Raw genomic sequence first — 23,539 nt, forward strand, 5'->3', positions numbered from 1 at the left:
CTCAAATGATTCGACATGGATATCCGAGGCACCTACCCGAATGGCTTCGGACAATAAGGCATTAATCAGCCGGACAATGGGCGCATCATCTTCCTGATCCATCAGGTCTTCAGCTTCCGGAACCGATTCGGCCAGGCTAAGCAAGTCGGGATGGTCTTCCAGACCAGCTGCGACCTGCTGCGACTCGCCACTGTCGCCAGCAAAACTGGCACTCAGCAACTGGTTAAATTCCTGCTCGCTATACAGCAGATAATGCGCAGGATGTCCCAGTAAGCGGCGTGCTTCCTGCAATGCAAGCATGGAGGTATTGTCCCGGCGGACAATGAAGGCCTGATCACCCTCATAACGCAACAGCACACCATGACGCTTGGCGAAACTATATGGAATTTGTAATTGTTTCAGTACTTGCATTGCAGATTATAATAATGATGAAAAAATTTAAATTGAGTGTACTCTAAGCATATGACAGCGTGAAGTATGTTTTCAAAGATTTAGCAAGAAAGGGAGCCAGGATTGTCACAAGATCAAGAGGAATATAGCTTAACATCTCCCAAAATACAGTGGTGGGGAGAGCAGAATTTTGAAATTAATGAATCTAAGGCTTGGCAATTCGGCTCCCTGCTGTTCCGCCTGACCCGCGGCTTGCAGGAGTGGCGTCTGGAATATTACCGGCCTGCGGTACAGTATGATTATGAGCAGCAGTGGCATCAGATTGATGATCCACATTTTGCCTTCCCTTCGCCGGTCAAAATCGAACGCTATATGTTCAAGCTGACTCAAAGCAAACTGCAGCTGATGCCTCGCCTGGCTGATCGCTCGGTAGTGATTAAACCGGTTGATCCGATTTATATTCCAGCCGGTCAGCGCGGGACTTTATATATCAGTACCCCGCTTTGGATTGCCGGTTTTGTCGAAGGTCAACGTGAACCCATTTTTGATCTTCCGGTAATTCTACCCAAAGACACCTGGTTCGGACCGAATCATCGCTCGGGTGAAATTTGTTATGCTACCGCGGTCGATGGCCGGACTGAACTGAAGCAATTTCGTCCCCGTGCGTTTCGGGCTGTCACCCCAATTGAGTTTCATAATACCAGTCACCAGCAGCTGCGTTTTGACCGCATGAGTGTTCCCGTTCTGGCCTTGCCCCTCTTTTATAGTGAAAGTACTGGGCGCTTATGGACATCTCAAATTAAAGTATTGCATGAAGGACTGGACCGTCCGCCGCGGATTCGGGTGGAAAACCGCACTCCTCCCCATGCAGGCGAAGTTAATTATTTACATCCACCGCGTGATCCGGCGGGAAATTTATTTAATATGTTTGATTCATTTTTCTAAGAGCGTGTGATGCCTAATTCGAGTCTTCCAGCCGAAATCACCAGCAGTCTCAAGGCCGTATTTACCAATATTAATACGGAGCGCCTGACTGAAGTTCTGGTGGCAGTGGTATTAAGTTTTATTGGTTTTCTGATTGCACGTTTTGTTTCCAATACGTTTATTCGCACTATCGGTATGCGTTTCAATGCGCATCAGAAACTGGTCTGGCGGCGCGGGATTTTTTATTTCATCTTCTTGCTGTTCATTATGGCCAGCTTGAAAGAAGCCGGCTTTAAACTGAGTGTCTTCCTGGGTGCTGCGGGGATTTTAACAGTCGCTCTGGGTTTTGCTTCACAAACGTCTGCTTCCAACCTGATCAGCGGACTGTTCCTGATTGGCGAAGGCTCTTTTGAGGTGGGCGACACTATTCAGATTACCTTAATTCGCGGACATGCAATTGAAGGTGAAGTCATCTCTATTGACTTGCTCTCGGTCAAGCTTTTGACCCAGGACAATATTTATGTGCGTTTGCCGAATGAACAGCTGATTCGTGCCCCAGTACAGAACCTGTCCAAATTCCCGATCCGGCGCATTCCGATTACTCTGGCGATTAACTTTCATGAAGACATTATTAAAGTGCGTGAAGTACTGCTTGATGTTGCCAATAAATATCCGCTAGTTCTGGCTGATCCGAAACCGGCGGTAACAGTGACTGCCTTCCGTGAATCTTCAATTGAATTACTGTTTGCCATTTGGTGTCAGCAGGAAAATTATTTGCAAGTACGAGATGAAATGCAGGAACGGATTCGTAACGGCTTTGTCGACAACCAGATTGAGATTCCAGTTCCGAAAATGGGCTTTGTCGATCATCCACTGTCCCGCCCACTGGAAAATGCAGAGATTGACCAATATGCCAATGAAAAAGAGTTAAAAAGAGAGCCGTATTTAAAATAATGTCGTTCCACCCCCTCCCTTTTACCAAGGGAGGGGGTGAACTACTCAAACCATCTTGAAGCTCTTCTTAGATCTTTTCTCCCTCTGGCATCGGTGCAATATAGGCAATGAATAACATCACTCCACCAGCCAGCAGGAAAGAAATCACCCGGGTCAGCGTACCAGTATGCGACAGGTCGAATAACACCAGTTTCAAACTGACTATCACCAGAATACTGCCCCCTAGAACCCACATCGGTTTAAGTTTTTTTAAGGTTGCAGTCCACATGGTTACCCATGCCAGCAATACCCACAGGATGGTCAGGCTCAGCTGGACTGTGGCATTGCTCCATAGCGCCAGACTATTAAAGGGGGTTTGCAGATACATATGTAAGGCGCGTAAAACGATATAACTCGACAGCCACAGCAGACTCAGTACCATCAACACCGACATCATGCCGCGGTCCTGTCCGGCCCGAATTTGTTGTAACAGCATCCAGATAAAACTGGTCAGCATCGCCAAGCTAATCAGATCAAAGGGATTGAGTAGCGGCAGCCAGTAGTATTCAAAAGCTTGCCGATTGAAAAGTTGTGAGCACAGTAACCACCCTCCCATCAGAAACAGACAGCTTTTACTCTGCCAGAACAAACACCAGTCTGAATTTGCTGGTTGCCTATAGCACCAGAGCCAGAAAACCAGCGGTAAAATCACCATACTCAGATAAGGCATGCTCGGCATCAGACAGAGGCTGGCCAAGGCCAAACTGCTGAATCCACCAAAACTCATCCACTCTTTAGACAGCTCCATGCCCTTTATCGGTCTTAGCCATAACGTAGTCAGCAATAGCGCTGAGAGGCCAAATACGCCACGTTCCAGATCACTTTGCCAGACCAGTACGGCATTCTGACTATGATCCACAGCCACGATGACTGCAATCACCATCAAAGGTGTAAGCCCGCTCCATTTGGGCAATAACCAGCCCCATTCCTGATGTTTATGCTGGACGATTTCACTTAAAATGACATAACCAAGCGTAAGGCTGAACAAGCTCAAACTATAGGCATAGTCCTGAGCAAACTCATCTTCTAGCAAGGCAAAGAGAATCAGGGTTGCGGCAAAACTGAGTAGGCTTAGAAAGCTGATACTGAAACTATTCAGCTGCTGGCGGTATTCGGCTTTGAGCTGGCTAAGAAAGACCACGGCCACATAACAGACGCTCAGAATCCAGTAGATCTCTCGAGGTATGGGATTAAGCTCAACCAGATAATACAGGCTACTGAGTCCTGCCATCAGCAACAGTCCCATGCTCAGGTAATGTGCGACACGGATATTTTTTTCCAGAGCCCAGAGATAGATGAGTAGTCCTTCAACAGCCCAGCCCACCACGCTCCACTGCTCTGTCAATAAAATAGGTGGAATCAGCGCCAGGAAAATCAGCATCAGGCTCAGATAGCTTTGTGAAATGATCTGAACCGTTTCTCTATGACGAACCACGTGCCAACAGATGGCAAAGACCAAAGCAAATAGCAGACTTAAACCGGCTTGCCAGAGTTTCTGCTCAGGCTGGTTAAAATGGATCAGGTATAAAAAGAGATAGGCAATAATCGGGGCAGCGAAAATGAGGGCCAGATCAAGTACCGGTTTTAAGCGAAAACGGGACAGATCCTGCTTGGCCAGCAACTGGCTAAAGCGAAAACCCAGCCAGATAAAGACTGTGCTATGGGCCAGAATCAGAGCGGTCATACGATAGCGTTCATGGGTGGTGCCATGTATCAGGCTATAGAGTCCACCGACCATGACGGTGACCAAAAAAGCAATCTGGTTCAGAATTTTCCAGGGCCTGAAACTGCTCAGCAACAATACCCCGATATTGATCAGCAGATAATAGCTGATAAACTCCACCGCAGAAGCATCTCGAATTGGCAGGGTAAACGGCGCCAGATACGCTATAAATAAGGCCATCACTGCCAGTTCAATACTGTCCTGTTTCAGACTTAAGTAAAGGGTCAGCGCCAGAATAATCATAAAAACCAGAGCGGCCAGCACCAAGCCAGGAATCACCAGACTGTAATAGGCAAAAAATAAGGTCAGGAACAAAGCACCCAGCCCCAAGCCTTCCAGTGCCAGAGCAAAACTCCGGTTTTTCACCATTAAAGCATAGCCCAGTCCGGTCACCATGAGGGCAGCCAACGCCACCAGTGCTAATTTCACCGCCAGGCTGAGTTGCCAGTGCTCTGTCGCAAAACGCAATAATAAAATAATGCCAATCACCAGAATGGTAATTGCAGCTTTTAAGACCGGATTACCACGAAAAATCCAGTGCTGGATTTGTTCAATAAGCTGTGGCTGTTCCGAAACAGATGACTCCCTTACCGGTTCTGCCATATCTTCTGGCATGCTGTTTGGATGAGCCTGCTTTGCAGATGGATGGCGCGCTTGTAGCTGAAGGACACTCCGTTCCAGACGTTGCAGCCAGCGCAAGAGAAAGAAAATCCAGGCAGTTACCCCGATGCCCATTAGCCAGTTGAGTTCGCTTACCCCACCCACAATCGCAATAATAGAAGAGATATACAGTGGAACTTTAGAGTTGGCCGGAACAATACGCTGCGCCGGACTGGCCATATCACGTACTGATGTTTCCACCGCACTGATATATTGCATCACGCTGATCAAAAAGCCCAAGCCAGATAAATAAGTAACGATCTGCAAGTCCAGATACCAGGCACTGACCCCAATAATAAAAAGGCTAATCAGCCAGATCATACGCAACTCATTTTGCCCTGCTGTCATTCTTATCATTCTCTCTCTCCTGAACTTTTCCATCATACAACAGCTGGCACTGCTTATTTCATCTTCACCCGATATTCGCTAAGCTGTGGAACGGGACTTGCCTCAGCGAGTGCAGTAAAAATCACGTACAATAAAGCAGTTTTTTGAATAAGGAATTGATTACATGCCACCATTTGTCTTGGTCGATGGCTCTTACTTTTTATTTCGTGCCTTTCACGCAGTACCACCATTAACCACGTCAACCGGTCTGCACACCAATGCAATTCGTGGTGCGATTTCTGCCATTCAAAAACTGATGCGCCGTACCCAGCCGACTTATATGGCTGTGATCTTCGATACACCAGAACCGACCTTCCGCCATGAACTGTCACCGATTTATAAGGGTGACCGTCCCAGCATGCCGGAAGAATTATCTCAGCAGATCCCGTATTTACATGCCCTGATCCGTGCCTTGGGCATTCCCTTACATATGCTGCCGGGTGCTGAGGCAGATGACATCATTGGCACCCTGGCCAAACGTGCCGAAGCGCTGGGCCATCAGGTACTGATTTCTACCGGTGATAAAGATATGGCCCAGCTGGTCACCGACAAAGTGACCCTGGAAGACAGCTTTAAAGAAAAACCAATGGATGTCGATGGGGTTTTTGAAAAGTTTGGCGTGTGGCCCAACCAGATCATTGACTATCTGACCCTGATGGGTGATGCCTCGGATGGTATTAAAGGTGTACCGGGAGTGGGTGCCAAAACTGCTGCCAAACTGCTGACTGAATATGGCTGCATCGGTAGCATTCTGGAAAATGTCGACAAGATCAAAGGGAAAGTCGGCCAGAATATTAAAGACAATGTCGAGGGCATCACTCTGGATCATCAACTGGCCAGTATTATTTGCGATCTGGATTTGAGTTTTGGCTATGAGGACCTGAAGCTGCAAGAACCGAATGTTGAAGCTTTACGCAATCTGTATACCGAGCTGGAATTCCGTAATCAGTTACAGTCGCTGGATCATCCTCATAACCCGAATAACCGCAATTATAAACAGGCGGCCCAATCTATGACTGCCAAAGCCGCCTCTGAGCCTGAAGAGGTGGATGACCAGCAAGCAACGCTCAGTAGTGAGAATGACCAGCTCGGTAAGGCGACCTATCATACAGTTTTAAATCAGGACGACTGGGACCAGCTATTGGAGCGTCTCAGCACAGAAAAACGCTTTGCTTTTGATACCGAAACCACCAGTCTGGATTATCGCGTGGCGCGAATTGTCGGTTTCTCAGTGGCTTTTGATGCAGAAAATGCCTATTACATCCCGCTGGCACATGATTATGAAGGTGTACCTGAACAGCTCAATCGTGAAGATATTCTGGCGCAGCTCAAACCGATTCTGGAAGATGAGGCGATTCAGAAAATTGGCCATCATCTGAAATACGATGCACATATACTGGAGAATCACGGTATTCATTTAGCAGGCTGGTATTTTGATACCATGCTCGCCTCTTATGTCCTTAACTCGGTTGCAACCCGGCATGGCATGGATGATGTCGCACGTCTTTATTTAAGCCATTTAACCACCACCTATGAACAGGTGGCCGGTAAAGGTGCCAAACAGAAAACCTTTAACCAGATTGAGATTGAGACTGCAACGCACTATGCCGCAGAAGATGCGCATGTAACGTATCGACTTTATGAAGTTTTAAGTGCAAAACTGCAAGCCTATCCGGAACTGGTCAATCTTCTGCACAATATTGAAATGCCGGTAGCACGCGTCCTGACCAGCATGGAAGAAAACGGGATTCAGCTTGACCTCGGCTTTCTGGATCAGTTGAGCTGCGATTTTTCTAAAACCATGCAAGCCTTAGAAAACCAGATCACAGAAATGGCCGGTGAAGCGTTTAATGTCAGTTCTCCGAAACAGGTCGGTGAAGTTTTATTTGAAAAACTGGGTTTAAAAGGCGGTAAAAAGACCGCGACCGGACAATACAGCACCAGTGAAAGCGTTTTAGAAAAACTGGAACATCCGATTGCCGAACTGATTCTGGAGTATCGCGGTCTGTCCAAACTAAAAAGCACTTATACCGATGGCCTGTTAAAGCAGGTCAATAATAGCTCACATCGCGTCCATACCAGTTATCATCAGGCACTCACTGCGACTGGTCGTTTATCTTCAACCGATCCGAACCTGCAAAACATTCCGATTCGTACCGAAATCGGCCGTCAAATCCGTAAAGCCTTTATTGCACCCGAAGGTCGCGTCCTGCTGGCAGCCGACTATTCACAAATCGAGTTACGCCTGATGGCACATCTGTCTCAGGATGATGCGCTGGTCGATGCCTTTATTCATGGACAGGACGTACACCGCCGTACTGCTGCCGAAGTTCTGGGTATTCCACTCGAAGAGGTCAGCAGTGACCAGCGTCGTCAGGCCAAGGCTGTTAACTTCGGCCTGTTATATGGCATGTCTGAATTTGGCCTGACGCGCCAGCTCGGCTTTACCCGTCAGGAATCACAGGAATATATCAAACAGTATTTCCGCCGTTACCCGGGAATTTATGAATATATGCAGCGCACCCGTCAGGTTGCTCTGGAACAAGGCTTTGTTGAAACCATTCTTGGACGCCGTCTATATACTCCGGACATTGATGCGCGTAACATGATGGTACGCAAGGCCGCAGAACGTGCTGCTATTAATGCGCCTTTACAGGGCTCGGCAGCCGATATTATTAAAATAGCCATGGTCGAAGTCGACAAAATGCTGCCTAAAGATCAGGCTAAAATGCTGCTACAAGTGCATGACGAACTGGTATTTGAGGTCGATGAAGCCATTGCTGATGAGCTGGCCCCCAAACTGGCTAAGGTCATGCAATCGGTGATTGAAATCTCTGTGCCGCTCGTAGTCGAAGTTGGTAAGGGCAAGAATTGGGATGAAGCACATTAAGCCATCATTTTTCTCCTGATGAAAGCGGAGAAGCATTACAAGCAAGAAGCGGCTATTGATAGCCGCTTCTTGCTTTACTTTATACTGTCTTTAATGAAACAGTACCTGCAATTTTCAGGTGCTGTTTCAAGTTGACTAGAGTCTATGCTGTCCTTCTCGGAAAGTTATCAGAGAAGGACTAATAAGCTCAACGATGAAAATCGTGTAAGTTTCTCAGGTTGAAATAAGACAGTTCAAAGTCCGATTACATTTCTACCATTTCTACACCATCAATACGCGCGACCGTCATCAAGTCCTTATCTCCACGGCCCGAGACCGTCGCAATAATGATCTGATCCTTATCCATCGCTGGAGCAAGTTTGGTCACATAAGCCATTGCATGCGAGCTTTCCAGCGCAGGAATAATACCTTCAATTTTGGTCAAATCACGGAAACCCTGTAAAGCTTCCTGATCATTAATCGGCATATAATTGACACGGTGCATATCTTTCAGGAAGCTATGCTCAGGCCCCACGCCCGGATAATCCAGCCCCGCAGAAATTGAATGGGTTTCAATAATCTGACCTTGATCATCAGACATTAAATAAGTCCGGTTACCATGCAATACTCCGACATGACCTGCATTTAAAGGTGCAGAATGCTTGCCGGATTCAATGCCATAGCCTGCTGCTTCAACACCATACATTTTCACATCTTGATCGTTCAAGAACGGATAGAATAGGCCCATCGCATTTGAACCACCACCCACACAGGCCACCAGTGCATCCGGTAAACGGCCAGCCTGTTCCTGAATCTGACGGCGTGCTTCACGACCGATAATCGACTGGAAATCACGAACCAGCTGCGGATACGGATGTGGGCCTGCCACCGTACCAATCACATAATAAGTTGAATCCACATTGGTCACCCAGTCACGCATGGCTTCATTCATGGCATCTTTCAGGGTTTTAGAGCCGCTTTCCACCGGTACTACAGTCGCACCGAGCAGACGCATCCGATAGACGTTCATCGCCTGACGTTTCACGTCTTCTGCACCCATAAAAACCACACATTCAAGGCCCAAACGTGCAGCAATTGTTGCGGTTGCCACCCCATGCTGGCCCGCACCTGTTTCGGCAATAATTCGTTTTTTACCAGACAGTTTTGCCAGCAGCGCCTGACCAATTGTGTTATTAACTTTATGCGAACCTGTATGGTTTAAGTCTTCACGTTTCAAGTAAATTTGCGCACCACCCAACTCTTTCGACCATCGTTCAGCATGATAAAGCGGACTTGGACGACCTACGTAGTAAGCGAGGTCACGGTCGAATTCTGCCAAAAACTGTTCGTCATTTTTCATACGGAAATACAGCTTCTCCAGGTCTTCCAGAGCTGCCATAAGAGTTTCTGACACAAAACGCCCGCCATGAATACCGAAATGCCCGCGTTCATCCGGGAATTGGGTATAGTCAATCACATTATTTTGCTGATCCACGTAGGACTCCTTGCATAAAGCGTTCGATGAGTTGTTGGTCTTTAATACCTTTTGCGGACTCGACACCGCCGCTCACGTCCACCGCATACGCATGTGTGGTGAGAATTGCCTGTTCGATATTGTCAGGATTTAACCCCCCTGCCAAGATCAAAGGAATATTGAGTTGGGGAAATGTGTTCCAGTCAAAGCTGTGCCCGGTGCCACCTTTTAGTTCAGGATGCCATGCGTCTAACAGCACGGCACTAGCCCCTGCCTTCTGGTAGCGTTGAATTTCTGCAACGATATTCAGCTCCGGTTTGACCTGAATGGCCTTGTACCAACGCCGACTTACAGCCTGTGCCATACTTTGGCACTGTTCAGGTGTTTCGTCACCATGAAATTGTAAAATGTCCAGCGGCACGGTTTTTAAAAGAAGCTGAATTTCTTCAAGCGTACTGTTCACAAATAGCCCAACCACCTGTACATAGGCGGGTACGGCCTGGATGAGAGCTTCTGCCTGTATCACTGTCACACTGCGCGGACTCGGCGGATAGAACACAAATCCGATTGCATCGGCACCGGCCCGAACAACGGCGTGTACATCTTCAACACGGGTAATTCCGCAAATTTTGGCACGGGTTCGCATCGTTTTTTGGCTCTACATCTACCCATGTCATAGCCGATCTATGAGATTGGGGCGAATCATTGTAATGCAAATTTTTAAACTTGCGTAAAGTTCATACGGATTATTCTCAATTCAGATTGTTTAAATCTGTGTCCAACTTTATACTGCGCACAACTTGCAACAAGTCAAAGCCTTTCGCTTTAGGGAAGCTGGTGTAAATCCAGCACTGCCCCCGCAACGGTAAAAAATGAAAAGCTTATCTTTATAAATCCTGTTGATTTACGCCACTGCATATTCGATGTGGGAAGGTGGATAAGTAAGTAGCGAAATACTGCATTTAAGTCCGGATACCTGCTTGTTGTGTTCTTTAACTCAATCATTCACGGGGAGTGAATGTATGGAGCACATATCATGTCTATTCAATTTCAACCTACTGCCTTGGTAGGTGCAATCGCGCTTGCGTTGGGTTTTACTTCATCTGTGTATGCTACCGAGCAAAAATTTGCACAAGCATCTTTGGATACCATTGTGGTGACGGCAACCCGTTCGGAAGAAAAAATTGAAAATGTACCGGCGCGGATTAATATCATTGATCCTGAAATCATAGAGCAATCACCTATCGCACAATTGGCCGATTTACTCCGCTCCGAAGCAGCAATCAATGTCGTACAGCTTGGCGGTTATGGTCAGCAAACCTCAATCTTCATGCGCGGTACAGATTCAGACCACACTCTGGTCATGCGTGATGGCGTCCGCCTCAATAACGAAGCCAATGGTCTTGCCTCTTTAAACTTTCTAGATACTACCGACATTAAGCAAATTGAAGTACTCAAAGGCCCTGCTTCTGTCCTGTATGGCACGAATGCCATTGGGGGCGTGGTTCAGATTATTTCTCAAACTCCGACAAAACCTGCTGCATTTATAACAACTGAAGCCGGTGAACATCATACCTATAAAAGCCTGATCGGGGCAGATTTTGCACAAGATGATTTCTTTGCACAGCTGCGTGGCCAACGCCTTGAAAGTGATGGAACTCACATTACTGATCATGCCGATGCGACTCCATCTAATTATGATCAAAAAGGTTTTTCTGCCAAAGCAGGAGTGGCCAAAGACCACTATGGTTTCAGCGTGGACTATAATGAAAATGAAGGGACTTCGGTTTATCAAGCTTTTGACTGGAACAGCGCGGGTTACGTCGACAAGGCTCAAGCCTTCAAAAACAACATTACGACTTTAAAAGCATATACCCAACTTAAGCCGACCTTAAGGGCCGATGCACGTATTTCGCGTTTTGAAGACTATCTGGAACAGCTAAACAGTTTTGAAATAACGGAATATACGTCTAACGAATATGAACTCATGCTTAAACAGCAGCTAGGTTCGCGTCAAAACATTACACTTGGCACCACCCATAAAACCCTGGAAACCAAAACCAATAAAGCTGTATCCTCTTTCGATCAGGCTTTGGACACCACAGGTTATTATATTCAGCATCAATATCAATCTGATCGTTTAAGCACCCAAGCTGGCTATCGTATCGAAGATCATGAAAAATATGGTTCCCATAATGTGGCTCAGGCCGGCGCACGTTATCACCTGACTCCGGCTTTCAGTCTCTATAGCAATATAGGGACAGCCTTTAAGGCACCTACTGTTAATGACCTCTATTACGGCTCTTCAGCAAATCCCGATCTAAAGCCTGAAGAAAGCACCTCTTATGAGCTAGGTTTTGACCATCAAATCAATACAGCATGGAACTGGGGAGCTTCTGTCTATCATACCGATATTGATCAACTGATTGACTATGCCTCTACTGCACCGTGGGGCCTCGACAACATTGCAGAAGCTCGTATGCAAGGTGCTGAAGCCTTCCTCAACTGGAAGCAGAATGATTACTTTGCAAAAACCAGCTATCACTATGTAAAGGCAAGTAACGAGATAAGCGATACCGATTTACTTCGTCGTCCACGCCAGACTCTAACTATATCGGCTGGTATTCAAAATGAATTATACGGCCTTAGTGCAGCTCTAATTGCCAAGTCTAAAGCCAAAGACTGGGATACTGCTCAGCATACACCGGGCTATGCCACAGTCGACTTGCATGGTTACTGGAATATCAACCCTAACCTCAAGCTCTTTAGCAACATCCAAAATATTGGTGATGTGGAATATAAGGCAGCTTATGATGGCAGTCTGGATGGGGTATATTACATCAACGGTGGCCGACTCGCCTCTGCTGGTGTTACTTTCAAATATTAAGTTCACAACAGTTTAAATAAATACTTTTGAGAATCATGTCATGCCTATGGCATGATTCTTTTTATTTACCGCATTTAATTATTTTAGGATCTATCATGGGCCACCGTTTAAGTAAAATCTATACCCGCACCGGCGATTCAGGCACCACAGGACTGGGCGATGGCTCACGTGTGGCTAAAGATGATTTACGCATCACTGCACTGGGTGATGTGGATGAGCTGAATGCAATTATTGGGGTATTACGCGCACAAATTTCCGTAAGTTCAATCGAAGATAAAGCCACTTGGGATAAATCCCTGAGTCTGATCCAGCACTGGCTGTTCGATCTGGGAGGTGAAGTCTGCATTCCCAACTTTAATCTGGTACAACCCGTTGCCATTGAATTTCTAGAAAATGATATTGACCGCATGAATGAAGCCTTACCGATGCTGAAAGACTTTATTTTGCCTGCGGGTAGTTTGGTCTGCAGTTTTGCCCATCAGGCTCGTGCAGTATGTCGCCGTGCAGAACGCAGCGTAATGTCGGTTCACTCCCGTGACCAGAATATTCAAGCGGCTTCGCTACAGTTACTGAATCGTCTCTCTGACTGGCTGTTTGTGGCCTCACGTACCTGGCAGCGTGCTGAAGGCGGTTTAGAGGTTCTGTGGCAGAAAAACATCAATGACAGCATCGAAAAGTAAAATTATATTTCAGTTTAGCATCTAAAAATACGCGTCAGATGTAGCTTGAATTTACACAGCATCTGACGACAATAGGGCTTATCATTTTTTGTCATATCGCACACCTATAATGAATTCACCTTCTCAATTTATGAGCAGTCTATGCGCATAATTGGTCATCGTGGTGCGCGTGGCGAAGCACCGGAAAACACGCTTGGCGGTTTTCAGTACATTCAGGATATTGGAATTAGCGCGGTCGAGTTTGATGTACGCCAACTAAAGGACAATGCACTGATCATCATGCATGATGATGACTTTGTGCGCACCACCGGTTTACAAAAACCGCTCTATGAATGTAGCCGTCAGGATCTGTCCTTATATAACCAGGCCGTTAGCTGGTCGGAATGGCATAAGGTTGAAGCCACGCCTCTGCTGGATCAGACCTTAACGATCATTCAGAATTTTGATCATATTGAAGTCGAAGTCAAAAGTGTGGCCTCTGAAGCGGACGCTGAAAAAATCACCACTGAACTCGAACAGCAATTGCAAGGCTTTGAACAGTCTGTCGTCATCACCAGTTTTGACCTCAAAATTCATCAAGCCCTGCAACAACAAAAATCCCGTTTAAAACGCGGCCTTTTAGTCGAAACGGATGTGAAATATCTGGCGATTGATCAGGCACTGCAACTGGGCTGCTGCCAGATTGGCTGGATGGATGAATTAGCCAGCAAAGACATCATTCGGACCACTCAGGCTGCAGCACTTAGCATTAGCGTGTGGACAGTCAATGATGTGACCCGTGCCAAAGAGTTACGCGACTGGGGCATTCAAGGCCTGATTACTGATTATCCCAAATTAATGATGCAGCAACTTTAAAGTGTAATATTACGCTGCTTTTTGATTCAGGTTTATCCATCTTATTTTTTAGAATAAAAATTTCCAAAAATCGGGTTATATTTTCTTTTTCCCCTGTTTTATATCTGTGAATTCAGGATCAAAAGCCAATATTCACTTAAAGTGTTTTAACCCCATAGACAGATTAATAATATTCATAAAGATTAAATATTTAATAGAAAACAACATGCTTTCTTGATGAGAAAAATAACCTCCAAGACCCTCATTATCCTGTTACCGGCCAGTACAATACAATTGTACAATAATGCTAGTGATGGTGCAGGGGGCGTGCTAAGATGAACCAGTTTGCTGCTGTTAAATCAGGCAGTAGTCTCTGCTTTTTGTTATACCTTCCCAGGTTCCAGGAGTGCTGTTGGAGATGAATGCTCCCCTACCTCAAGCCCCAATTAATTGGGTCGCAGTCTTTGCTTTGGTGGTTTTGCCCATTGTCGCTGTGATCGCAATTCCCTTATATGCGTATCACCATGATTTCAGCCTTGCCGCTTGGATCAGCATGTTTGTTCTACTGGGCGTGAGTAGCCTGGGTATTACAGCGGGATACCATCGCCTTTGGGCACATCGTGCTTATGAGGCCACCTTGCCTTTAAAAATCATTCTGATGATTATGGGAACCTTTGCCGTACAGAACAGTATTTTGTACTGGGGTTCTGGTCATCGTACCCATCACCGCCATGTGGATGATGTGGAAAAAGATCCCTATTCTATTAACAACGGTTTCTGGTATGCACACCTAGGCTGGATGCTTCGCGATTATCCTGCCGCGGAACCGAATTATAAAAATGCACCTGATTTGCTGAATGATAAAGTGGTGATGTTCCAGCACAAATATTATGTCCCTCTGGTAATTGCAGTCCATGCTGCCATCCTACTGCCAATTGGCTGGGCTGTGGGGGATGTCTGGGGCGTATTGCTACTGGGTGGTCTGGTGCGGCTGATTCTAAGCCATCACGTAACGTTCTTTATCAACTCGTTGTGCCACATGTGGGGTTCACGCCCATATACCGATGAAAATACGGCGCGTGACAACTTCTGGCTGGCAATTGCGACCTGGGGTGAAGGTTATCATAACTATCATCACATTTTCCAGTACGATTACCGTAATGGCGTGAAATGGTGGCAGTATGATCCAACCAAATGGCTGATCTGGAGCTGTTCAAAACTGGGACTGGCAAAAAATCTGCGCCGTATTCCGAGTTTTAATATCAAAAAAGCAGAACTGGCGATGCGGTTCAAATATGCCGAGCAGGATCTGGCAGTATATGGTCATAACGTGACTGAAGACATGGCCAATGTCAAAAGCAAAATTGCTCTGGAATATGAAGCATTTACCCACACCTTAAATGACTGGGCCAAATTAAAAGAACAGGAAATCCAGATCAAAAGGGCTGCTATGGCAGAGAAAATTCACCAGATGGATGACAAGCTGAAAGTTGAATTCCAGCTGGTGGAACAGCGTCTTTCCCACCATCGTGAGACCCTGAATCTGTTGGTGCGTAATTTAAAGAAAGCGCCGGTGTCACAGTAATTTTATTAACTGTCCTGTTTAGGCGATACAATTCGATGAAGGAGTTTAGAAATAAGCTCCTTCGTTTTTTTTAAGGATCATTCTCCGATTTTAAACCTGGAATTTTAAATTAAGCTGAGTATGGCAAATATGGCATGCGCATTACAGATTTGCGCTTAGAGCTGGAAAATTGTAAGTTTTAAATATTGCGGGGGCTAAAGTAATTCTCGACAAACTTTTAAAAACGATCCTAGCATCATAACTTTTCAAACAAAAGTTTTACCAACTCTACACTGAGCAGCATTTCCCACTTCCCTGCTTTCAAAGAAGCTTTTTTGATTCAACTTTCTCTTACGCATACTTGCTTTTTACAACAGTTTTAAACAGGGTTCTTTGTTATATTGATCTTAATTATTTCATTATCCTGTGCCTTATGCATTTTAATTCCCGTTATCCTCAGCTCCCTGCCCGCCTCTATCACCAGCAAATGCCTTTGCCACTTAAAGGAGCAAAAGCAGGACACTTTAATGCTGCACTCGCAGAACAGTTGCAATGGTCTGAAGAGGATAAAGCACAATGGGTCGAGATTTGTAGTGGTCAAAAAACTTTTGCCGAATTTGAACCCTTGGCCATGGTCTATGCCGGACACCAGTTCGGCCAGTGGGCCGGACAGTTAGGCGATGGACGAGGTTTGCTGATCGCACAGATTTTAGATCAGCAGGGCCAGACCATTGACCTGCATTTAAAGGGAGCAGGAACCACTCCTTATTCACGTATGGGAGATGGCCGCGCTGTACTGCGTTCAGTGATTCGGGAATATCTGGCAGGACATGCTTTAAATTGTTTAGGGGTTGCATCGAGTAATGCCGTCGGTTTTACCTCTTCGGCTCAAGGCGTGCAGCGGGAAAAACTGGAGCCTGGTGCCATGTTACTGCGGACTTCAGATTGCCATATCCGTTTCGGGCATTTCGAATGGATCAATCAATATCAGCCTGAGTTACTGCCTGAATTTACCCAGAAATGTATCGAATGGCATTATCCTGAATGTCTGCAAGCTGAACAGCCGATTCTGGCTTTTGCCACCCAGGTTATCCAGCGTACGGCTCTGATGATTGCCCAATGGCAACTGCTTGGATTCGCACATGGAGTAATGAACACCGATAACATGAATATTACCGGTTCCACCCTGGACTTTGGTCCGTATGGATTTATGGAGCGTTTCCGCCCTAACTGGATTAACAACCATTCAGATTATCAGGGGCGTTATACCTATCAGCAACAGCCAAGCATTGGCCACTGGAATCTGTGGATGTGGCTGAATAATCTGGTTGCGCTGTGTCCTGAAAACTATGACAAAGAACAATGGAAACAGGACCTGGCCGAATGTCTGGAACATTATGAGCCGACCTTCCTTGAGTATTATCGGAATGGCTTAAACCAGAAAATGGGCCTGCCTCGTTTTCATAAAGACAGCTTTGACTGTGCCATGGCATTTTTACGAATTTTGCAAAGTGAGCAACTGGATTACACCCAAAGCTTCATTCGCCTGCAAAATAGGGAATATGATGCAATCAAGGATGATTGTCTGGATCGCCGTCAATTTGAAAGCTTTTTAAGTCTATATAACACGATCCGTGAACATCAAAACCTTGCAGAATTGGATGGTGCAATGGCGCTGGCCAATCCGCATTATATTCTGCGTAACCATATGGCACAGAAAGCCATTGAACTGGCGGAGCGGGATGACTTTTCCGAAGTCGATCGGCTATTTAAACTCTTAAGCCAGCCTTATTTAAAACAGCCAGACCTAGAACAAGCAGAAGATTTAGCCCCCTTACCAAGTGATGTACCAGAAGTCATGGTCAGCTGTTCATCTTAATTTCTTCACAACCCGACTCAAAGCTGTGGATAATTCAAGCATTCTCCACAGCTTTCTTTTGACTTATTTCTAGCGAATGGCTGACGTACCCTTGCCTAAAAACCACTGTGTCTTTAAGTAGAAAATGAGATTGGAACAATAGAAACTATTCTATTAACCGGTGAATGGTATTGAGCAACGGCTTATGTAATGGTTCCATAGAGTATGGAAAAACCATTTTAAAGGAACTTACAGATGAGCAAAGCGTCGCATGCCAGCGCCATGGAGCAAAAAAGACCGAAAGGACATACTCAAACTCAATTGATACTTATTGTGTAGCATTAAATGCTTCGTCATAGAATACCTCCCCTTGTGGAAAATACCCAATAAAACTGATCGCCTGAAAATATTCGGCTGGCACATCTGCCAACCTCAAATCTTTAATCGCTTTAAATCCAAAATGTGCATAATACGCTGGATCACCCAATAGCACACATCCCTGAGCATTGCGGTTTTTTAATTGCTTCAAAGCCGCATTTATCAATGCTGAGCCAATACCGAAGCCTTGACGAGATGGTACAACTGAAATTGGGCCTAAGCCATACCAGCCCTGATCTCCTGAGGATAATCGTACAGGCGAAATCGCCACATGTCCCACAATTTGACAATCATCTGTGGCGACCAATGAAACAGTGAGCTTATTTCTTTTACGCAGTGTATTCACAATAAAATGTTCAGTGTGGCTTGAATACTCTACATGTTCAAAGGCCGCCTGAGTCAGCTCTGCAATCTTTTGAATATCTTCAGCCTGTTCTAGTCGGATTATGAGGGTCATCAATGCATCTCAACTTTTTTCTGCTCATCATAAAAAAGCGAATACCCCCAGTCTATTCGCTTTTCTTTAACAGGCTTGAAGATTAGTCCTCAGGATATTCAAAACGGTAACCCACCCCGTACACCGCCTGAATCCACTCATGACGGTTACCGGTTTCCGCAGCATCCGAAATTTTACGGCGCAGGTTTTTAATATGGCTGTCAATCACCCGGTCTGCGACATCAAAACTGTCCGGATTAATATGATCCAGCAACTGTGCGCGTGAATAGACCTGACCGACATGTTCCAGGAACAGTTCCAGTAAACGGAACTCGGTTGGGGTCAGATTCAAGGCTTTTTGCTGGTACCAGATACGCTGCTGTGATTTATCCATACGGAACAGGTCATTACTTTCCGGCTCCACCTTACGGTCCAGACGGCGAAGTACAGCCTGTACACGCGCCACGAGTTCTTTCGGGCTAAATGGCTTACAGATATAGTCATCTGCGCCCATATTCAGGCCCAGTACCCGGTCAATTTCTTCAGTCCGCGCGGTCACCATAATAATAGGCAGATCCGATTGCTCACGCACCTTACGACAAATCGTCAGGCCATCCATACGCGGCACCATCAGATCCAGAATCATCAGGTTGGGTTTACGCTGGATAAAACTGTTATATGCTTCCTGTCCATCATGAAACATACTGACCTCAAAACCAGCAGCTTCCAGATAGTCTCGCACCAGCTGTGCAAGTTCGATTTCATCTTCAACCAGCATGATATGTTTCATGAATTTATTTCCTTTAAGATTTCATTTGTTTAGGAAAGCTGAGCTTGCAGCGCAAACCACCCAGCGGTGAATGTGCAAAGCTAAGGCTGCCGCCCATTGCTTGAGTAATTTTACATGATAGCGCCAGACCGAGCCCTGTTCCGCCAGTGGCCCGGGTACGCGAATCATCAACCCGATAGAAACGCTCTCCAATCCGGGCCAGTTGCTCATCTGTCAGACCAAATGGACTGTCATCAATATATAAAGTCCACGAGCTGTCATCCTGCTCCGTATGGATATGCACCTGCCCACCGGCTTCAGTATAGCGAATACTGTTACTGAGCAGATTGCCCACAATCTGTTTAAAGCGATCCAAATCCAGTTCCAGTTCTGCCCCCTCGCCTTCGACAGTCACACTCAGCTTGGCCTGTTCAAATTTTGGCTGGAAGCTCATCAGTTCCTGCTGTACCACTTCCCAAGGATTGACCGTGGCACAATAAAATTGCAACTGCTGTGAATCAGCCTGTGCCAGAGCAGCCAGATCTTGAGTCAGCTTTTTCAGGCTCGTCACCTGACCTAGCATCGAGGCAAAATGTTCCGGTGTTGGTTTACGGATTCCATCCTGCATGGCTTCAATCTGAGCCTGCAAGACCGCAAGCGGTGTTTTCAGCTCATGCGAGGTATCTGCCACCCATTGACGGCGCGATGTTTCATGCTGATCCAGAATCACTGCTAACTGGTTCAATTCACTGGATAAATCACCGAGTTCATCATTACGTTTTACTTTGACCTGATGCTGATAATTACCTCGGGTCAGTTCACGGGTACCATTAAGTAAACGCTGGATCGGTTTTTTAAAATAAGTCGCCAACAACAACGCTGCAATCAGACTGGCAAGAATACTTAAACCATAAACTAAAAATAGGTAACGCTTCTGATTACTAAAGAAATTAATACTTAAAGCATCATCCTGATCTAAAACCGGCTTTAAGCCCAAATAACCCACAATCTGCTTATTTACCATAATCGGACGATAGGAAATCTGCTCATCTGAAGCTTCTCCCACCACAAAACGGCGCTTTGCATCATAAAGAGACAGACGCGAACTGAGCCCCAGACGGTCCGGCATTTGAATGAACTGTTTCTTGCCTGCTGGCCGCCCTGCCGATTGCTCCCCCTTATTTTTATGATCGGTTCGGAACGCGCCTTGATTCGAGCTGAGTGGAAATCTCAAACCTTCAAAGGGCTGAAATTGAGAAGGCATATTTGAGGCCAGTATGCGCAACTCTTCCTGATTGACGGGTCGCGGTGCCAAGCTGGGCTCGACCATACTGGACGGCGTAACACTGGCCAGAGTCTGTTCCTGAAAATAACGCTGCTGCAAGGCAATATCATATTGGCGGCGTAACCACCAGCGTGATAAGCGGTCATAATCATCTGGCGCTGCTTCCCCTTCAATTTGCAAAATCTGCGCCTGAATGGCATTGCCCCAGTCCTGATAAACCATATAAACATCTGCAAGGTTTTCAATCACATGATCCAGTTTCTGCATTTCCACATCCGCCACATAGCGGGTGAAGTTGCGTTGCATATTCAGATGCAATACGCCCAGACTCACCGTCGTGATGAGCAGCGTCGTCAACAGCACAGTTAAAAACAGGCGTAAGGCAATCGGAATACGACGAATTTTCAAAGCAAGAATCTCGATTTTTCTTCTGTATTCATCATTGTAACGAACACGGGATTAAAAAACCCTCCATTGTTTCTTCATCTTTATTATTTAATCTTTAAACATTCTAAAAATCAGCTTCTAATAAATGGGGTAGCGAGATGAAAGCAATGACAAAAGTAGGTTTAATCGGTGCCAGCATTGTGTCTATGGGCTTACTCAGCGCCTGTCAATCGACCAGCCAGGTGCCAGACAGCAAAGAACATCCACACATGATGAAACATCATGAGCAGCATGCAGCTAAAAAAGCCCATCAGCTTTCTCCTGAGCAGCGTGAACACTACCGGGCCATGCGCACCGAACGGATGCAGCTGGGCAAACAGATGCAGCAGGCTTGTGAGGGTAAGACCATCGGTAGCACGGTACAAGTGAAAGCCGGCGATAAAACTATTGAAGGCCAGTGTAATATCTTTTTTAAGGCTGACCGCAAAGAGATGAAACAACGTGGTGAATTCCGTGGTATGCGCGGTGAACACCGCCCGATGCAGGGGAATTTCCGTGGCGGTATGAACGGCGCTGACGTATTAACCGATACAAAACGTGCCGAACTGGTCAAACAGTATGATCAATATCTGGCAGAACGCCAGGCTTTACAGACTGCTTTTGCTCGGGCCTGTCAGGGCCAAGCCCCAGGCAAGGCGGTACAGGTTAAAATCGCTGACCAAACCATTAATGGTCAGTGCATGGTGCGCTTTCAACCTAAAGCACCTGTAGCAACAGCTGCATCTCAATAAAAACATGATTCACTAATCAGGCACCTCCGGGTGCTTTTTTATTGGCTGGCATTGTTATGCGTTGACCTTTCCTGCCTCATAAAAACTTACAAAAAGTCTTTACCCTCAATACTTTTGATCATTGATATATACTAATCTTTGACTTTACAGTCACCAAGAAATTCCCTTGAAATGCTTGTACCGCGAGGGAAGATGTTGCAGGATTAGACTCATGCCGATACGTGTCAATGAAGATACGTTGTATTTAATTTAGGATTATAACGCTGGTTAAACCAGTATTGAGGAAACCGATATGCCACAATACAAAGCGCCTTTACGTGATATGCAGTTCGTATTGCATGAACTATTAAATGCTGAAGAACACTATGCAAAACTTCCAGCATTCCAGGACAACGTAAGCCGTGAGTTGGTTGATCAGTATTTAGAAGCTGCGGCTGACTTCTGTGAAAATGAATTATCGCCTTTAAACCAGGTGGGTGACCGCGAAGGCTGTAGCTGGAACGACGGTGTAGTAACGACCCCGACCGGTTTTAAAGAAGCGTATCAAAAATATATCGAGTTAGGCTTCCCTTCTCTTTCTGCCGAAGAACAATATGGCGGCCAAGGCTTGCCAAACTCCCTGGGTATCAGTATTTCTGAAATGGTCGGTACAGCGAACTGGGCATGGGGCATGTACCCTGGCCTGTCTCACGGTGCGGTCCGTACTCTGGAACACCATGGTTCAGACGAACAAAAGAATACCTATCTGCCTAAACTGGTTTCAGGTGAGTGGACAGGAACCATGTGTCTGACCGAATCTCATGCAGGTTCTGATTTAGGTATTATCCGTACCAAAGCTGAACCTCAAGCAGATGGTAGCTATGCAATTTCTGGCGAGAAAATCTTTATCTCTGCTGGTGAGCATGACATGGCTGAGAACATCATCCATATCGTACTGGCTCGTCTTCCTGGCGCACCTAAAGGCACCAAAGGTATCTCGCTGTTTATCGTACCGAAATTCAGTCTCAATGCGGATGGCAGCATAGGCGATCGTAATGGCGTACGTTGTGGTTCCATCGAACATAAAATGGGTATTCATGGCAATGCAACCTGTGTGATCAACTTTGATAATGCCAAAGGCTTCCTGATTGGTCCTGAAAACCGCGGTCTGAACTGCATGTTCACTTTCATGAATACAGCGCGTATCGGTACAGCCATACAAGGCGTTTCGGCTTCTGAAGGTTCTTTCCAAGGCGCACTTGCGTATGCAAAAGACCGTCTAGCGATGCGCTCACTTTCTGGCCCTAAAGCACCTGAAAAAGAGGCAGATCCAATTATCGTACATCCGGCTGTACGTAACATGCTGTTCACGCAAAAGGCATTTGCTGAAGGTGGTCGTGCGCTGGTTTACCTGCTGGCTCAATATGCTGATGTGGTTGAACACGGCACTGAAGAAGCTGACCGTAAGTTTGCCGACAACATCTTGTCACTTCTGACGCCAATTGCGAAAGCGTTCCTGACTGAAACCGGTTCAGAAGCAGCAAAACATGGCGTACAGGTCTTCGGTGGTCACGGCTTTATTTCTGAGCATGGCATGGAGCAGATCGTACGTGATACACGTATTGCCTGCCTGTACGAAGGTACAACTGAAATTCAGGCACTTGACCTGTTAGGCCGTAAAGTTTTGGGTACTCAAGGTGCAATGTTGAAAGACTTCACCAAGATCATCCACAAATTTACCGAAGCCAACAAAGACAACAGTGCACTGACCGAGTTTATTGAACCGCTTGCGGCATTAAACAAAGAATGGGGTGACTTAACGATGCAAATCGGTATGCGCGCCATGCAAAACCCTGAAGAAGTGGGTGCAGCAGCAGTCGATTACCTGTACTTCTCGGGTTATGTAACGCTGGCTTACCTATGGGCACGTATGGCACTGGTTGCGCAGGAAACTCTGGCTGCTGGTACGACAGAAGTTGATTTCTACAATGCCAAAATCACGACTGCCCGCTTCTACTTCAAGAAGATTCTGCCACGCGTTCGTTCACATGTAGATGTGATCGCAACTGGTGTAGAGCCACTGATGGCTTTAGATGCAGAACACTTTGCATTTTAAAGTAATATCTAGCCGATATTAAAAAAGCTGTACTCATGAGTACAGAAATAGCGAAAGGACGGTCATAGCTTTGGCGGTCCTTTTTCTTTATAAAGGATCAACATTTAAATAATTGTTCTCTAAAAACTTGTGCTTTCAAGCTTTAGAAACAACCT

Annotated in this window: 16 protein-coding genes, 1 pseudogene and 1 riboswitch; of the genes and pseudogenes, 10 read left to right on the top strand and 7 right to left on the bottom strand. The window is 46.1% G+C overall.

Annotation, left to right across the window (positions count from 1 at the left end):
• A pseudogene (locus E2K52_RS05795) lies at positions 1-411 on the bottom strand (type II secretion system protein GspE); the annotation flags it as partial.
• 102 nt (positions 412-513) lie between these two features.
• On the opposite strand from E2K52_RS05795, the gene E2K52_RS05800 reads away from it, so the two are divergent.
• The gene (locus E2K52_RS05800) at positions 514-1,335 is read left to right on the top strand and encodes a hypothetical protein (RefSeq protein WP_151204209.1); all 822 of its coding nucleotides are present in this window, start codon (positions 514-516) and stop codon (positions 1,333-1,335) included.
• 9 nt (positions 1,336-1,344) lie between these two features.
• Positions 1,345-2,268, top strand: a complete 924-nt coding sequence (locus E2K52_RS05805) for a mechanosensitive ion channel family protein (RefSeq protein WP_151204210.1) — start codon at positions 1,345-1,347, stop codon at positions 2,266-2,268.
• 67 nt (positions 2,269-2,335) lie between these two features.
• Here E2K52_RS05805 and E2K52_RS05810 read toward each other — a convergent pair whose 3' ends face one another.
• The gene (locus E2K52_RS05810; protein ID WP_151204230.1) at positions 2,336-5,038 is read right to left on the bottom strand and encodes a DUF2339 domain-containing protein; all 2,703 of its coding nucleotides are present in this window, start codon (positions 5,036-5,038) and stop codon (positions 2,336-2,338) included.
• Positions 5,039-5,201: 163 nt separating this feature from the next.
• Here E2K52_RS05810 and polA point away from each other — a divergent pair, with 163 nt between their 5' ends.
• Positions 5,202-7,967, top strand: a complete 2,766-nt coding sequence (gene polA, locus E2K52_RS05815; protein WP_151204211.1) for a DNA polymerase I — start codon at positions 5,202-5,204, stop codon at positions 7,965-7,967.
• Positions 7,968-8,211: 244 nt separating this feature from the next.
• Here the strand turns inward: polA and trpB are convergent, their stop codons facing one another.
• Positions 8,212-9,441, bottom strand: a complete 1,230-nt coding sequence (trpB, locus tag E2K52_RS05820; protein WP_151204212.1) for a tryptophan synthase subunit beta — start codon at positions 9,439-9,441, stop codon at positions 8,212-8,214.
• Positions 9,425-10,066 (bottom strand): phosphoribosylanthranilate isomerase, encoded by a 642-nt coding sequence (locus E2K52_RS05825; protein ID WP_151204213.1) that lies wholly within the window; start codon positions 10,064-10,066, stop codon positions 9,425-9,427. The genes trpB and E2K52_RS05825 overlap by 17 nt, the downstream gene beginning before the upstream one ends.
• A gap of 144 nt (positions 10,067-10,210) precedes the next feature.
• A riboswitch (cobalamin riboswitch) is annotated at positions 10,211-10,419 on the top strand.
• A gap of 37 nt (positions 10,420-10,456) precedes the next feature.
• Between E2K52_RS05825 and E2K52_RS05830 the strand changes: the two genes are divergently transcribed.
• The 5 genes from E2K52_RS05830 (at position 10,457) to E2K52_RS05850 (ending at position 17,264) form a co-directional block, all read left to right on the top strand.
• A complete protein-coding gene (locus E2K52_RS05830) occupies positions 10,457-12,307 on the top strand; it encodes a TonB-dependent receptor plug domain-containing protein (protein ID WP_151204214.1) in 1,851 nt (616 codons plus the stop codon).
• 95 nt (positions 12,308-12,402) lie between these two features.
• The gene (locus E2K52_RS05835; RefSeq protein WP_151204215.1) at positions 12,403-12,987 is read left to right on the top strand and encodes a cob(I)yrinic acid a,c-diamide adenosyltransferase; all 585 of its coding nucleotides are present in this window, start codon (positions 12,403-12,405) and stop codon (positions 12,985-12,987) included.
• Positions 12,988-13,128: 141 nt separating this feature from the next.
• The gene (locus E2K52_RS05840; RefSeq protein ID WP_151204216.1) at positions 13,129-13,842 is read left to right on the top strand and encodes a glycerophosphodiester phosphodiesterase; all 714 of its coding nucleotides are present in this window, start codon (positions 13,129-13,131) and stop codon (positions 13,840-13,842) included.
• 397 nt (positions 13,843-14,239) lie between these two features.
• A complete protein-coding gene (locus E2K52_RS05845) occupies positions 14,240-15,406 on the top strand; it encodes an acyl-CoA desaturase (protein ID WP_151204217.1) in 1,167 nt (388 codons plus the stop codon).
• A 412-nt stretch (positions 15,407-15,818) separates the two neighbouring features.
• Complete coding sequence (locus E2K52_RS05850) at positions 15,819-17,264, top strand: protein adenylyltransferase SelO (protein WP_151204218.1); 1,446 nt, start codon at positions 15,819-15,821, stop codon at positions 17,262-17,264.
• A 307-nt stretch (positions 17,265-17,571) separates the two neighbouring features.
• On the opposite strand, the gene E2K52_RS05855 is transcribed toward E2K52_RS05850, so the two are convergent.
• From E2K52_RS05855 to baeS, 3 genes are all read right to left on the bottom strand, one after another.
• Positions 17,572-18,078, bottom strand: coding sequence for a GNAT family N-acetyltransferase (locus E2K52_RS05855; protein ID WP_151204219.1), 507 nt, complete (start codon positions 18,076-18,078; stop codon positions 17,572-17,574).
• Between the two features lie 82 nt (positions 18,079-18,160).
• The gene (locus E2K52_RS05860; protein WP_151204220.1) at positions 18,161-18,847 is read right to left on the bottom strand and encodes a response regulator; all 687 of its coding nucleotides are present in this window, start codon (positions 18,845-18,847) and stop codon (positions 18,161-18,163) included.
• Positions 18,848-18,860: 13 nt separating this feature from the next.
• Positions 18,861-20,519: a sensor histidine kinase efflux regulator BaeS gene (baeS, locus tag E2K52_RS05865; protein WP_151204221.1), complete on the bottom strand. Its 1,659-nt coding sequence runs from the start codon at positions 20,517-20,519 to the stop codon at positions 18,861-18,863.
• A 137-nt stretch (positions 20,520-20,656) separates the two neighbouring features.
• Between baeS and E2K52_RS05870 the strand changes: the two genes are divergently transcribed.
• Positions 20,657-21,289, top strand: a complete 633-nt coding sequence (locus E2K52_RS05870) for a hypothetical protein (RefSeq protein ID WP_151204222.1) — start codon at positions 20,657-20,659, stop codon at positions 21,287-21,289.
• 292 nt (positions 21,290-21,581) lie between these two features.
• Positions 21,582-23,384 carry an acyl-CoA dehydrogenase C-terminal domain-containing protein gene (locus tag E2K52_RS05875; RefSeq protein WP_151204223.1) on the top strand — a complete coding sequence of 601 codons (1,803 nt, stop codon included), beginning with the start codon at positions 21,582-21,584 and terminating at the stop codon, positions 23,382-23,384.
• Positions 23,385-23,539: the final 155 nt, after the last annotated feature.

It is taken from the genome of Acinetobacter sp. RF14B (assembly GCF_006864105.1).
Classification (GTDB): Bacteria; Pseudomonadota; Gammaproteobacteria; order Pseudomonadales; family Moraxellaceae; genus Acinetobacter; species Acinetobacter lwoffii_C.